This is a genomic window from Paracoccus sp. MA (assembly GCF_020990385.1).
GTDB lineage: Bacteria > Pseudomonadota > Alphaproteobacteria > Rhodobacterales > Rhodobacteraceae > Paracoccus.
The window spans coordinates 46514-59375 of the sequence record NZ_CP087597.1; the positions used below are offsets into that span (position 1 = coordinate 46514).

At 68.8% G+C, this 12862-nt stretch carries 13 protein-coding genes; 7 read left to right on the forward strand and 6 right to left on the reverse strand.

What is annotated here, in order from left to right; all coding sequences use genetic code 11:
- Positions 1–25 precede the first annotated feature (25 nt).
- Entirely contained in the window at positions 26–208 is a 183-nt protein-coding gene (locus LOS78_RS00225) for a DUF3008 family protein (RefSeq protein ID WP_028712921.1), read from the reverse strand.
- Between the two features lie 230 nt (positions 209–438).
- Here LOS78_RS00225 and LOS78_RS00230 point away from each other — a divergent pair, with 230 nt between their 5' ends.
- From LOS78_RS00230 to ilvD, 5 genes are all read left to right on the forward strand, one after another.
- Positions 439–615 (forward strand): hypothetical protein, encoded by a 177-nt coding sequence (locus tag LOS78_RS00230; protein WP_198019343.1) that lies wholly within the window; start codon positions 439–441, stop codon positions 613–615.
- A 145-nt stretch (positions 616–760) separates the two neighbouring features.
- Entirely contained in the window at positions 761–1393 is a 633-nt protein-coding gene (locus LOS78_RS00235; protein WP_230376386.1) for a lysophospholipid acyltransferase family protein, read from the forward strand.
- Between the two features lie 3 nt (positions 1394–1396).
- Complete coding sequence (locus LOS78_RS00240) at positions 1397–2335, forward strand: phosphatidate cytidylyltransferase (RefSeq protein WP_028712923.1); 939 nt, start codon at positions 1397–1399, stop codon at positions 2333–2335.
- Positions 2332–2979, forward strand: coding sequence for a CDP-alcohol phosphatidyltransferase family protein (locus LOS78_RS00245; RefSeq protein ID WP_230376387.1), 648 nt, complete (start codon positions 2332–2334; stop codon positions 2977–2979). The genes LOS78_RS00240 and LOS78_RS00245 overlap by 4 nt, the downstream gene beginning before the upstream one ends.
- Before the next feature lie 106 nt (positions 2980–3085).
- A complete protein-coding gene (ilvD, locus tag LOS78_RS00250) occupies positions 3086–4924 on the forward strand; it encodes a dihydroxy-acid dehydratase (protein ID WP_230376388.1) in 1839 nt (612 codons plus the stop codon).
- 91 nt (positions 4925–5015) lie between these two features.
- Here ilvD and LOS78_RS00255 read toward each other — a convergent pair whose 3' ends face one another.
- The 5 genes from LOS78_RS00255 to LOS78_RS00275 form a co-directional block, all read right to left on the reverse strand.
- On the reverse strand, positions 5016–5948 hold the full coding sequence (locus LOS78_RS00255) for a pirin family protein (RefSeq protein WP_028712926.1): 933 nt from the start codon (positions 5946–5948) through the stop codon (positions 5016–5018).
- 28 nt (positions 5949–5976) lie between these two features.
- On the reverse strand, positions 5977–6492 hold the full coding sequence (locus tag LOS78_RS00260; RefSeq protein ID WP_028712927.1) for a gluconokinase: 516 nt from the start codon (positions 6490–6492) through the stop codon (positions 5977–5979).
- Positions 6489–7865 (reverse strand): GntP family permease, encoded by a 1377-nt coding sequence (locus LOS78_RS00265; protein ID WP_230376389.1) that lies wholly within the window; start codon positions 7863–7865, stop codon positions 6489–6491. The genes LOS78_RS00260 and LOS78_RS00265 overlap by 4 nt, the downstream gene beginning before the upstream one ends.
- A 127-nt stretch (positions 7866–7992) precedes the next feature.
- Positions 7993–8259: a hypothetical protein gene (locus tag LOS78_RS00270; protein WP_230376390.1), complete on the reverse strand. Its 267-nt coding sequence runs from the start codon at positions 8257–8259 to the stop codon at positions 7993–7995.
- Between the two features lie 61 nt (positions 8260–8320).
- Entirely contained in the window at positions 8321–9094 is a 774-nt protein-coding gene (locus LOS78_RS00275; protein WP_028716505.1) for an FCD domain-containing protein, read from the reverse strand.
- 214 nt (positions 9095–9308) lie between these two features.
- On the opposite strand from LOS78_RS00275, the gene dld reads away from it, so the two are divergent.
- Together dld and LOS78_RS00285 are read left to right on the forward strand one after the other, a co-directional pair.
- Positions 9309–11018: a D-lactate dehydrogenase gene (gene dld / locus LOS78_RS00280; protein ID WP_230376391.1), complete on the forward strand. Its 1710-nt coding sequence runs from the start codon at positions 9309–9311 to the stop codon at positions 11016–11018.
- Positions 11019–11095: 77 nt separating this feature from the next.
- Positions 11096–12862 (forward strand): L-lactate permease, encoded by a 1767-nt coding sequence (locus LOS78_RS00285; RefSeq protein ID WP_028712932.1) that lies wholly within the window; start codon positions 11096–11098, stop codon positions 12860–12862.

A 12862-nucleotide genomic window follows, 5' to 3' on the forward strand; every position in this document is an offset into this window, starting at 1 on the left:
GCCCTTGCCCGCGCCGCGGCGGGGGTCAGCCCTTGTGTTCGGGCTTGCCCTTGCGCTTGGTGGCAGCCAGCTCCTCCAGCTGCTTTTCGCTCATCGATTCATACATATCCCGCGAGGCGTCGCGCAGTTCGCTTTTGCTGGTCTCGCCGCGCTTGGCGGCAAGGGCCGCGCCGGCCGCCTTCTGCTGCGCCTTGGACTTGGCAGGCATGGTCTCGTCCTCCGGATTGCCGCGGCTTCGGAAATGGCCCGAAGCCTTCCGCGAAAGAAACCGCCCGCGGCCCGTCATGTTCCCGCCGCACCGCGCTGAGACAGGGGATTCGGGTCCGGGCGGGGGTGTGACCTCTGGCACACAGGCGGCGCACCTGTCTCAAAGGCGAACTTCCGCGACTCGGCGCAAGCGCGCAAGGTGCTGGTATGGAAGGAGGAAGGGACAGGCAAATGAAACGCACGGTCACCCTTACAGGCCGCAAGGGCGCGCTGGTTTCCGGCGAATACGAGGTCGTCGGCGACACGATCCGGGTTTCCTACGCAGGGCACGAAAGATGCGTGCGGATCGACGGCGGCTCGGTGGACCATCTCGCGCAATCACTGCTGCGGGATCTTTGGCTGGAATGACGCAGGCCGGCTGAGCGTCGCGGGCGCGCACCGCTCGCAGGCCCCTGGGCCACCCTGCCGTGGCGGCGGAAAGCGCATCAGCGCCCCTTCCGCCCTGCCGCGATTTCATGCGAGAATCCGCAAGGACAGGCGGACGAGGGACTGAATGACGGCGACGATACCGGCAAGACTGACCCGCGCGGGCCTGGTTGCGACCGCGCGCATCCTCATCAGCCTGCGCGCCATCGACCTGCCGCCGCCGGGCGGCGCGCCGCGCATCCTGGTCGCGAACCATGTCAGCCATGCCGATTTCGTGGCGCTGTGGTCGGCGCTGCCGAAGCCGCACCGGCTGCGCACCCGCCCGGTCGCCGGCGCCGATTACTGGGAACGCTCGGCCATCCGCCGCTGGATCGCCCATCAGGTGTTCCGCGCCGTGCTGATCGACCGCGACCCCGCCAGCCGCCGCGCCGATCCCGTCGAGACCGTGGCCGAGGTGCTGCGCGGCGGCGAGGACGTGATCTTCTTTCCCGAGGGCACGCGCAACCTGACCGACGCCCGGCTGCTGCCGCTGAAATCCGGCATCTACCACTTGGCCCGCGCCGTCCCCGAGGCCGAGATCGTGCCGGCCTGGATCCTGAATCTCGACCGCATCCTGCCCAAGGGCGCCTTCCTGCCGGTGCCGCTGAACTGCGCCGTGCGCTTCGGCAGCCCGATGCGGGTCGAGACCGGCGAGAGCCGCGAGGATTTCCTGCAACGCCTCGCCGCCGCGATGCTGGCGCTGGCCGAGGCGAAAGGCTGATCCATGGACCGTTTTCATTCCCCCTCGGCCTTCTTCTTCTACGGGCTCTTCGCCTTCCTGATCCTGGCCTCGCTGGTGGCGCGGATGCTGATCCGCTCGGGGCGCGTCGCCGGGCCGACGGCGCAGAACCTCGCCGACCGCATCCGCGCCTGGTGGGTGATGATCGGCGTGCTGGCGCTGATCTTCACCCTGGGCGCCGGGGCGATCACGCTGTTCTTCGCGCTCTGCTCGATGGCGGCGCTGCGCGAATTCGCCACCATCACCCACACCCGGCGCGACGACCATGACGGGCTGGCCATCGCCTTCTACCTGATCCTGCCACTGCAATACCTGCTGGTCTATTTCCACGTGCCGGTCTTTGCCGCGCTGCTGATCCCGGTCTACAGCTTCCTGCTCTTGCCGGTCGTGACCGTGTTCAAGGGCGAGGTGCAGGGCTTCCTGACCCGGGTGTCAGAGACGCAATGGGGGCTGATGGTCTGCGTCTATTGCGTCTCGCATATCCCGGCGATCCTGACGCTGGACATTCCCGACTATCGCTACAGCGCCTTCACGCTGGTCGCCTGGCTGATCCTGGTGGTGCAGGCCTCAGACGTGCTGCAATATGTCTGGGGCAAGAGCATCGGCCGGCACCTGCTCGCCCCGCGCGTCTCGCCCTCGAAGACGGTCGAGGGGCTGGTCGGCGGCGTGCTCAGCGCCAGCGCGCTGGGTGTGGCGCTGACGCCCTTCACGCCGTTCCGCTGGTGGGAGGCGGGGCTGATCGCGCTGACCGTGACCACCTTCGGCTTCTTCGGCGGGCTGATCATGTCGGCGATCAAGCGCGACCGCGGCGTCAAGGACTGGGGCACGCTGGTGCAGGGGCATGGGGGCATCCTCGACCGGCTGGACAGCCTGGTGTTCTCGGCCCCGATCTTTCTGCACATTCTGGCATGGGGGTGGATGTGACCGAGGATTTCAGCCGGCGGCCGATCGCCAGCCGCAACACGAAATGGGCCGCCCATGTCACCCGGCGGCTGGTCGAGAAGGGCGTGGCCCCGAACCGCATCTCGGCCGGCTCGGTGCTGGCAGCGGCGCTGTCGGGCGGGGCCTTCGCCCTGTCCGCGCTGGTCGGGCCGGGCTGGGCGGCGGGGCTTCTGCTGGTGCTGGGCGCGGCCTTCTGCCAGCTGCGGCTGCTCTGCAACCTCTTCGACGGGCTGGTGGCGGTCGAGGGCGGCATGGGCACGCCGGACGGCGCCTTCTGGAACGAGGTGCCGGACCGGCTCTCGGACCTGATGATCCTTGCCGGCTTCGGCCTGGCGGCGGGTTGGCCGGCGCTGGGGCTGCTGGCCGGGGCGCTGGCGATCCTGACCGCATACCTGCGCGAATTCGGCCGCGCCTCGGGGCTCGGCTCGGATTTCTCGGGCCCGGGGGCCAAGGCGCACCGCATGGCCGCCGTGACGCTGGGCGCGCTGGCGCAGACCGGCGCCTGGATCGCCGGCGCGGGCTGGCCGGTGCTGGCCTGGGCGCTGGGGCTGGTGCTGGCGCTGACGGTGGCGACGATCATCCGCCGCAGCCGGCGCATCCTGTGCGGGCTGGCCGGCGGGGCGTGAAATCGGGGGTGGTCGCCGCCGTCCAGCGTGATAAGGGATAACCTCGCCAATTCCTTCGTGATACTGGCCGCTCAGCACGGACAATCAGACGACAGAGAACCCAGCCATGCCCGCATATCGTTCCCGCACCACCACCCACGGCCGCAACATGGCGGGGGCCCGTGGCCTCTGGCGTGCGACCGGGGTGAAGAACAGCGATTTCGGCAAGCCCATCATCGCCATCGTGAACAGCTTCACGCAGTTCGTGCCGGGCCATGTACATCTGAAGGACCTGGGCCAGATGGTCGCGCGCGAGGTCGAGGCGGCGGGCGGCATCGCCAAGGAATTCAACACCATCGCGGTCGATGACGGCATCGCCATGGGCCATGACGGGATGCTGTATTCCCTGCCCTCGCGCGAACTGATCGCCGACTCGGTCGAATACATGGTCAACGCGCATTGCGCCGACGCCATGGTCTGCATCTCGAACTGCGACAAGATCACGCCGGGCATGCTGATGGCGGCGATGCGGCTGAACATCCCGGCGATCTTCGTCTCGGGCGGGCCGATGGAGGCGGGCAAGGTCACGCTGGGCGACGGGCGCAAGGTCTCGCTGGACCTGGTGGACGCCATGGTCGCGGCGGCCGACGACAAGGTCTCGGACGCGGACCTTGCCGCCATCGAAGAGGCCGCCTGCCCGACCTGCGGCTCCTGCTCGGGCATGTTCACCGCCAATTCCATGAACTGCCTCAGCGAGGCGCTCGGCCTGTCGCTGCCCGGCAACGGCTCGACGCTGGCCACCCATGCCTTGCGCAAGAACCTGTTCCTGGAAGCCGGCCGCCGCATCGTCGAGGTGACGCGCCGCCATTACGAACAGGACGACGCTTCGGTCCTGCCGCGCGCCATCGCCAGCAAGGCGGCGTTCCGGAACGCCATGTCGCTGGACATCGCCATGGGCGGCTCGACCAATACCGTGCTGCACCTCCTGGCCATCGCGCAGGAAGGCGGGGTCGATTTCACCATGGACGACATCGACGCGCTGTCGCGCAAGGTGCCCTGCCTCTGCAAGGTCGCGCCGAACACCGCCAACGTGCATATGGAGGACGTCCACCGCGCCGGCGGCATCATGGCGATCCTTGGGGAACTGGACCGCGCCGGGCTGATCGACCGCGACTGCCCGACCGTACATGCCCCCACCATCGGCGCCGCCATCGACCAATGGGACATCGCCCGCAGCAACGACCCAGCTGCGCGCGAGCTGTTCCTGGCCGCGCCGGGCGGCGTGCCGACGCAGGTCGCCTTCAGCCAGACGACGCTCTGGCCCGACCTGGACCTCGACCGCGAAAAGGGCGTGATCCGCTCGGCCAAGGCGCCGTTCTCCAAGGATGGCGGGCTGGCGGTGCTGAAGGGCAATATCGCGCTGGACGGCTGCATCGTGAAGACCGCGGGCGTGGACGAATCGATCCTGGTGTTTTCCGGCCGGGCCAAGGTCTATGAAAGCCAGGACGCCGCGGTGTCCGGCATCCTGACCGGCAAGGTCGAGGCCGGCGACGTGGTGGTCATCCGCTACGAAGGCCCCAAGGGCGGGCCGGGCATGCAGGAGATGCTGTATCCGACCAGCTACCTGAAATCGAAAGGGCTGGGCAAGGCCTGCGCGCTGATCACCGACGGCCGTTTCTCGGGCGGCACCTCGGGCCTTTCCATCGGCCATGTCAGCCCCGAGGCGGCGGCCGGCGGCACCATCGGCCTGGTGCGCGACGGCGACCTGATCGAGATCGACATCCCCAACCGCTCGATCCGGCTGGCGGTGCCCGAGGACGAGCTGGCCGCGCGCCGCGCCGAGCAGGACGCCAAGGGCTGGAAGCCCGCGCAGCCGCGCCAGCGCCAGGTCTCGGCGGCGCTCAAGGTCTATGCGCAATTCGCCGCCTCGGCCGACAAGGGCGCGGTGCGCATCCTGCCCGACTGAGGACGGCTGCCCCGGCAGCGCCGTTCTCGGGTCCATGCCGCCCGAGCCCCTCGCGCAGGGCCGGGCGCCGATCCGCCCCGGGGGACCGGCTTCAGGGCAGCGGGATATGTTCGTCGCGGTCGGTGGGCGGCAGGTCGAACAGCCCCTGCCCCCAATTCGCGGCGCGCCATTGTTCCTTGGCATGTTCGATGCGCTCGCGCGACGAGGCGACGAAGTTCCACCAGATGAAGCGCGGCCCGTTCAGCGTCGCGCCCCCCAGCGCCATCAGCCGCGCGCCCCGCGGCCCGGCGGCGACGGTGATGCGGTCGCCGGGGCGGAACACCATCATCCGCCCGGATTCGAATTCCTGCCCGGCGATGCCGACCGAGCCCTGGGTGATGTAGAGCCCGCGATCCTCGTGATCGTCGGGCAGCGGAAAGCGCGCGCCGGGCGCCAGCGTCACGTCCAGATAGAAGGTCTCGGAATACAGCGTCGCCGGCGCCCGCTCGCCATAGGCATGGCCCAGGATCAGCCTGGCATGCACGCCCTCGGCCTCGATCTCGGGCAGCGCCTCCTTGCCGTGATGCTCGAAGATCGGCGCCATGTCCTCGCGATCCTCGGGCAGGGCGATCCAGGTCTGGATGCCGAACAGCCCGTGCGGCCCGGCGCGGCCCGCGGCCGAGGTGCGCTCGGAATGGGTCACGCCCCGGCCCGCCACCATCCAGTTGACCGCGCCGGGCAGGATCACCTGATCGCTGCCGATGCTGTCGCGGTGATGGAAATCGCCGCGATAGAGATAGGTCACCGTGCCCAGCCCGATATGCGGATGCGGGCGGATGTCGATGCCCTGCCCGGTCAGGAACTCGGCCGGCCCGGCCTGGTCGAAGAAGATGAACGGCCCGACCATCTGCCGCTTCGGCGCGGGCAGGGCCCGGCGCACCTCGAAGCCGCCGATGTCGCGGGCCCGCGGGATGATCAGCGTCTCGATCTGGTCCATGCCGGCCGCATCGGGGCAGCCGGGGGTCAGGGCGGGGTTCCAGCTCATTGCGGCCTCTCCTTCTTCCTGCCGCGATTCAGCCGTCCAGTTCCAGCAGGCGCAGCGCCTCGCGCAGCTGATCCTCGACCGACAGGGCCATGTCGACCACCACGCCGTCCTCGTCGGCGGCCAGCGGCTCCAGCGTCGCCAGTTGCGAATCCAGCAGCTTGGCGGGAAAGAAATGCCCCGCGCGATGCGAGAGCCGGCTTTCCAGCAGCGCGCGCGTGCCATGCACGTGCAGGAAGCGCACGACCGGCGCCCCCTCGCGCAGGATGTCGCGATAGGCCCGCTTCAGCGACGAGCAGCCCATGACCGAGGACTGGCCGCGCGCCTCGTTGCGGGCGATCTCGGCGGCCAGCGCCCGCAGCCAGGGCGCGCGGTCGTCGTCGTCCAGCGGAATGCCGGCGCGCATCTTGGCGACATTGGCCTCGGGGTGGAAGCTGTCGCCCTCGACGAAGGGCCAGCCCAGATGCCGGGCCAGCGCCTCGCCCGTGGTGCTTTTCCCGCAGCCCGAGACGCCCATCACCACGATATGCTGCACCGCGCCCTTCACAGCAGCCACCAGCCGATCAGCGCGAAGCCGAAGGCGATGCTGCCCAGCAGCGTCTCCATCACCGTCCAGGTCTTCAGCGTGGTCTTTTCGTCCATCTCCAGGAACCGCCCGACCAGCCAGAAGCCCGAATCGTTGAAATGGCTCAGCACCGTGGCGCCGCCGGCGATGGCCACCACCAGGAAACAGCGGTCGAATTCGGAAAGCCCCGTGGTCGCCGCCACCGTGGGCGCGATCAGCCCGGCGGTGGTGGTCAGCGCTACCGTAGCCGAGCCCTGCGCCACCCGCAGCGCCATCGAGATGACGAAGGCCGCGACGATCAGCGGCATGCCCACCGCGTCGAGGCTGGAGGCCAGCGCCTCGCCGATGCCGCTGGCGCGCAGCACGCCGCCGAACATGCCGCCCGCGCCGGTGACCAGGATGATGGCGCAGATCGGCGCCAGCGCGCCGTCCATGATCTTCTCGATCTCGGCCGCGCCGCGGCCCCGGCCCAGCAGCGCCATGGCGACCAGCACGGTGATGAGCAGCGCGATGGGCGTCTGCCCGATCAGCCGCAGGACCGTGACCCAGCCCGCACCGCCATCCACCACCCCGGCCGTCGCCAGCGTCCCCAGCCCGGTGTTCAGGAAGATCAGCACCAGCGGCAGCAGCAGCACCAGCATCACGGTGCCGAAGCTTGGCGGGATGCGGTCATGGCTGCTGTCGTCGACCGCGCCCAGGATCTGCGGGATCGGCAGCACGAAGCGCCGCCCGGCCCAAAGCCCGAACAGATAGCTGCCGAAGAACCAGGTCGGCAGCGCGACGACCAGCCCGACCAGCACCAGCAGGCCGATATCGGCCCCCAGCAGGTCGCCCGCCGCCACCGGCCCCGGATGCGGCGGCAGCAGCGCATGCATGGCCGCGAAGGCCCCCGCCGCCGGCAGCGCGTAAAGCAGCACCGAGCCGCCGAAGCGATAGGCTACGCTGAAGATGATCGGCAGCATCACCACCAGCCCGGCATCGAAGAAGATCGGAAAGCCGAACAGCAGCGAGGCCACGCCCAGCGCAAAGGGTGCGCGCTCGGCGCCGAACTGGCCGATCAGCCGGTCCGCCAGCACCTGCGCGCCGCCGGTGATCTCCAGCAGCCGCCCGATCATGGCGCCAAAGCCCACCAGCAGGGCCACCGTGGCCAGGGTCGAGCCGAAGCCCTGCAGCAGCGTCGGGATCACGTCGGCCAGGGGAATGCCCGCGACCATGGCGGTCATCAGGCTGACCAGCACCAGCGAGACAAAGGCATGCAGCCGGAACCGCATGATCAGGACCAGCAGGACAAGCACCGCCGCCAGGGCGATGAACAACAGCATGGCCGTGCTGTAAGCGGGCTCGACAGAATTCATGAAACTCCTCCAGCGGAATGGTTTGGGTCAGCCTGCGATCTGGTGCTGCCGCGCCTCCTCCGGGGGTTCGCGGCAGCTTTGGGTTGTTAGCGTTAACACGTGCCGGACGAAAGGTTAAGAGGCTTCGCTAGCGCCGCGCCGCGCTGGCCAGATGGTCGTGCAGCAGGCGCATCTCGTCCGACAGGGCCAGTTCCAGCGCCGCCTCGGGGCCGGGAACCACGCCGGGATCTTCCTGCCCGTCCAGCATCACCTCGCGATCTTCCAGCCATCGCAGCATCTCGGCCCGGACGCTTTCGGGCGAAAGGTCCAGCAGCCTCTCAAGCGTGCGGCGATGCGCGATCATCCGGCCCTCGATGCCGTCGATCCGGGCGGCCAGCCTGTCCATCCTGTCCATGCCATCTCCCTGCGGTTGTTGGGAATCATGATGGCACAGAAGCCGGAACCGGCAAACCCGTTCAGTTGCGCGCGGTCAGGCTGCCGCCCTCGATGCGGCGCAACGAGATTTCCAGCCGCGCCTCGGCGGCCATGATCTCGGCGCGGACGCGCTTGGTATAGCTCATGTGATCCTGGGCGGCACGGGCCGCCGCCTCGGGGTCGCGGGCCATGATCGCGTCGTGGATGGCGCGGTGCTGGGCGCGCAGCACGTCGCGCACCTCGGGCCGGGCATAAAGCTTTTCGCGGTTGTGGAACACGCCCTTGCGCAGCATGCCCGACAGCGCCCGCATGATCTGCAGCAGCACGATGTTGTGGCTGGCCTCGTAGACCGCGATATGCAGGTCGACATCGGCCTCGGCCTCGTGGCGGGGATCGGCCTCCTCATGGGCCAGGTCGATGCGCTCCATGCAGCGGGCCAGCGTCGCGCGGTCCACGTCATTGGCCCGCGTCGCGGCCAGGCTTGCCGCCATGCCCTCCAGCGTGCCGCGCAGTTCCAGATAGTCGTCCACCACCTCCCCGCGCGAGGCCATCAACTCGACCAGCGGATCGGTGATGCTGGTGGCCAGCGCCGCCACACGCCGCCCGCCGGCCGGATCGGCGACGATCAGCCCCTTTTCTTCCAGCATGCGGATGCCTTGGCGCAAAGTCGGGCGCGAGACGTTCAGGCGCAGCGCCATCTCGCGCTCGGGCAGCAGCGGGTCGCCGGGACGCAGCGAGCCTTCGAGAATCAGGTCCTCGATATGCCGGGCGGTGGTTTCCGCGGCGGGGGGACCTTTGTTCACTTCGCTGGCCATGCTCGACTCCTTCGGGGACTGCCGGGATTTCAGGGCTTTAGCCTGCGGCATCCGGCCTTGAAAGATAGCTGAATCGCCCGATCTGGTGCAATCGATTTCCCGCTTGACCCAAATGGTCAAATTATTTTACCAAGACAGAGGGGAAGGTAAAGCGATCTGCTCATGCCGTGCCATGCGGCGCGGAGCCTGCCCCCCATGACGGGAGGGGAAAGCCATGACGCGACCCGGCCATGCCGAGGCAGCCGCAGACCGTGGGCCATTGCTGGATCGCCTGCGCGAAATCGTGGGGCCGGCGCATGTGCTGACCGCCGACCGCGCCACCCGCCGCTATACCCGCGGCTTCCGCTATGGCGAGGGGCCGGTCGCGGCGGTGGTCCGCCCCGGCTCGCTGGTGCAGATGTGGCGGGTGCTGAACGCCGCCGTCGCCTCGGGCCGCGCGGTGATCCTGCAGGCGGCGAATACCGGGCTGACCGGCGGCTCGACCCCCTGGGGCCAGGATTACGACCGCGAGATCGTGCTGCTCTCGGTCATGCGCCTGCGCGGCATCCATCTGCTCGGCGCCGGCGAACAGGTGCTCTGCCTGCCCGGCGCCACGCTCGACGCGCTGGAAAAGCGCCTGCGCCCGCTGGGACGAGAGCCGCATTCGGTGATCGGCTCAAGCTGCATCGGCGCCTCGGTTCTGGGCGGCATCTGCAACAATTCCGGCGGCGCGCTGATCCAGCGCGGCCCGGCCTATACCGAGATGAGCCTTTACGCCGAGGTGCGCGCCGACGGCTCGGTGGCGTTGGTCAACCATCTGGGCCTCGACCTCGGCGACGACCCCGAGGACATCCTCGCCCGCGTCGAGGCGGGCGACCTGCCTGCGCCTGCGCCCACCGACGCCTGGGCCTCGGACCGCGAATATGCCGACCATGTCCGCGACATCGAGGCCGCGACGCCCGCCCGCTTCAACGCCGACCCGCGCCGGCTGCACGAATCCTCGGGCTGCGCCGGCAAGCTCGCGGTCTTTGCCGTGCGGCTGGACACGTTCCAGGCCGAAAAGGACACGGCGGTCTTCTATATCGGCAGCAACGACCCCGACGAGCTGACCCGGATCCGCCGCCATATCCTGGCCAATTTCGACAGCCTGCCCATCGCCGGCGAATACATCCACCGCGAAGCCTATGACGTGGCGGCAAAATACGGCAAGGACACCTTCCTGTTCATCCGCCATGCCGGCACCGACCGCATGCCGGCCCTGTTCGCCGCCAAGGCGCGCATGGACGCGCTGACCGAGCGGCTGGGACTGGGCGCCACCCTTTCCGACCGGCTGGCGCAGGGGATCGCCGCGCTGGCGCCCCAGCACCTGCCCAAGCGGATGAACGCCTTCCGCGACCGCTACGAGCACCACCTGCTGCTGCGCATGGGCGGCACGGGCATCGCCGAGGCGCGCGACTATCTCTCAGCCATCTTCCCCTCGGCGCAGGGCGACATGTTCGAATGCACCCCCGAGGAGGGCAAGGCCGCCTTCCTGCACCGTTTCGCCGTGGCCGGCGCCGCCGTGCGCTACCGCGCCATCCATGCCCGCGAGGTCGAGGACATCGTGGCCCTCGACATCGCCCTGCGCCGCAACGACCGCGACTGGATCGAGCGCCTGCCGCCCGAGCTCGACGCCAAGATCGAGAAGAAGCTCTATTACGGCCATTTCTTCTGCCACGTCTTCCATCAGGATTACGTGGTGAAAAAGGGCCAGGACTGCCTGGCCGTGGAACATGAGATGTGGCGCCTGCTGGACGACCGCGGCGCCGAATACCCGGCCGAGCACAATGTCGGCCACCTTTACAACGCCAAGCCGGAGCTGGCGGGCTTCTATCGGCAGCTGGACCCGACCAACAGCCTGAACCCCGGCATCGGCCAGACCTCGAAATGCGCGCATTGGCACTAGGCCGCGCCATCCAAGACGACCGCGCAGGAATGCGCACCCGCAACGGCGGAACCGCCCGCCCCATCTGAGGAGGAAAGATGGCTGGACTAATCACATTCATCCTGGCCCTGCTGCCCATCGCCACGGTCTTCGTGCTGCTGGTGGTGCTGGCGAAATCGGCCAAGTTCTCGATGCTGGTGGCCTATCTCGTCACCGTCGCCACCGCCCTGCTGATCTGGGGCACCCAGCTGAACACGGTCATGGGCGCCACGGTGAACGGCGTCGTGACCGCCGTCAGCCTGCTCTACATCGTGTTCGGCGCCATCCTGATGCTCTACACGCTCGAGGAAAGCGGCGGCATCCGCTCGATCCGGGCCGGCTTCACCTCGATCTCGCCCGACCGGCGGGTGCAGGCGATCATCATCGCCTGGCTCTTCGGCTCGCTGATCGAGGGCGCCTCGGGCTTCGGCACGCCGGCGGCCATCGCCGCGCCGCTGCTGGTCGCCATCGGCTTTCCCGCCATGGCCGCCGTCATGGTGACGCTGATCATCCAGAGCACGCCGGTATCCTTCGGCGCGGTCGGCACGCCGATCCTGGTCGGCGTGCGCACCGGGCTGGCCGACCAGCAGATCGTCGAGTCCACCATCGCCCCGATGGCCTTCGGCGACTACCTGCTGGAGATCGCGGTCAAGGTCGCCACCCTCCACGGGCTGATCGGCTTCCTGATCCCGCTGATCCTGGTCGGCATGCTGACCCGCTTCTTCGGCGCCAACCGCTCCTTTGCCGAGGGCTTCCGCATCTGGAAATTCGCGCTGTTCGCGGGCCTCGCCTTCACCGTGCCCTATTACATCATCGCCGCGACCTTGGGGCCGGAATTCCCCTCGCTGCTGGGCGGCATCATCGGGCTGCTGATCGTGGTGCCGGCGGCGCAGCGCGGCTTCCTGATCCCGAAGGAAAGCTTCGACTTCCCGCCGCGCCGCGACTGGAACGACAACTGGGTCGGCAAGCTCGACGATCTCGAGGATCACAACGCCCACAAGCCGGTGATGCCGCTGGCCAAGGCATGGGCGCCCTATGTCTTCGTCGTGGCGCTGCTGGTCGTCACCCGCTCGATCGCGCCGATCAAGGCATGGCTCACCTCGCCCGAGATGACGATCGCCTTCCGCGACCTGTTCGGCTCGGGCATCAACGCCTCGGTGCAGGTGCTGTTCCTGCCCGGCACCATCCTGATCCTGGCCTCGCTCTTCACCTTCGTGCTGCATGGCATGTCGGGGCGCGACTACGGGCGGGCGCTGAAATCCTCGGGCACGACCATGATCGCCGCCGCCCCGGCGCTGCTGCTGGCGGTGCCGATGGTGCAGGTGTTCCTGAACTCGGCCTCGGACAGCTATGCCAGCATGCCCATCGTGCTGGCCCAGGGCGTTTCCTCGGTGGTGGGGGATGCCTGGCCGATGTTCGCACCGCTGATCGGGGCCATGGGCGCCTTCGTCGCCGGCTCGAACACGGTCAGCAACATGATGTTCTCGCTCTTCCAGTTCTCGACCGCCGAACAGATCGGCCTGGGGGCGGCGGGCGCGGGCACCGTGGTGGCGCTGCAGGCCATCGGGGGCGCGGCGGGCAACATGATCTGCGTGCATAACGTCGTCGCCGCCTCGGCCACCGTCGGCCTGACCGACCGCGAGGGCGCGATCATCCGCCAGACCCTGATCCCCATGGCCTATTACGTGGTGCAGGGCGGGCTGATCGGCTTTGCGCTCTTGACCGGCAACCTGATGTGGTGGGCCGCCGCCGCGATCTGGGCCGCCGCGGTGCTGTTCTTCATGTCGCGCAGCCGCGGTTCCGTGCCGGCCACCGTGACCAACTAG

Coding starts and splice junctions, on each gene's coding strand:
- LOS78_RS00225 (WP_028712921.1), bottom strand. CDS start 208: ATGCCTGCCAAGTCCAAGGCGCAGCAGAAGGCGGCCGGCGCGGCCCTT.
- LOS78_RS00230 (WP_198019343.1), top strand. CDS start 439: ATGAAACGCACGGTCACCCTTACAGGCCGCAAGGGCGCGCTGGTTTCC.
- LOS78_RS00235 (WP_230376386.1), top strand. CDS start 761: ATGACGGCGACGATACCGGCAAGACTGACCCGCGCGGGCCTGGTTGCG.
- LOS78_RS00240 (WP_028712923.1), top strand. CDS start 1,397: ATGGACCGTTTTCATTCCCCCTCGGCCTTCTTCTTCTACGGGCTCTTC.
- ilvD (WP_230376388.1), top strand. CDS start 3,086: ATGCCCGCATATCGTTCCCGCACCACCACCCACGGCCGCAACATGGCG.
- LOS78_RS00255 (WP_028712926.1), bottom strand. CDS start 5,948: ATGAGCTGGAACCCCGCCCTGACCCCCGGCTGCCCCGATGCGGCCGGC.
- LOS78_RS00265 (WP_230376389.1), bottom strand. CDS start 7,865: ATGAATTCTGTCGAGCCCGCTTACAGCACGGCCATGCTGTTGTTCATC.
- LOS78_RS00270 (WP_230376390.1), bottom strand. CDS start 8,259: ATGGACAGGATGGACAGGCTGGCCGCCCGGATCGACGGCATCGAGGGC.
- LOS78_RS00275 (WP_028716505.1), bottom strand. CDS start 9,094: ATGGCCAGCGAAGTGAACAAAGGTCCCCCCGCCGCGGAAACCACCGCC.
- dld (WP_230376391.1), top strand. CDS start 9,309: ATGACGCGACCCGGCCATGCCGAGGCAGCCGCAGACCGTGGGCCATTG.
- LOS78_RS00285 (WP_028712932.1), top strand. CDS start 11,096: ATGGCTGGACTAATCACATTCATCCTGGCCCTGCTGCCCATCGCCACG.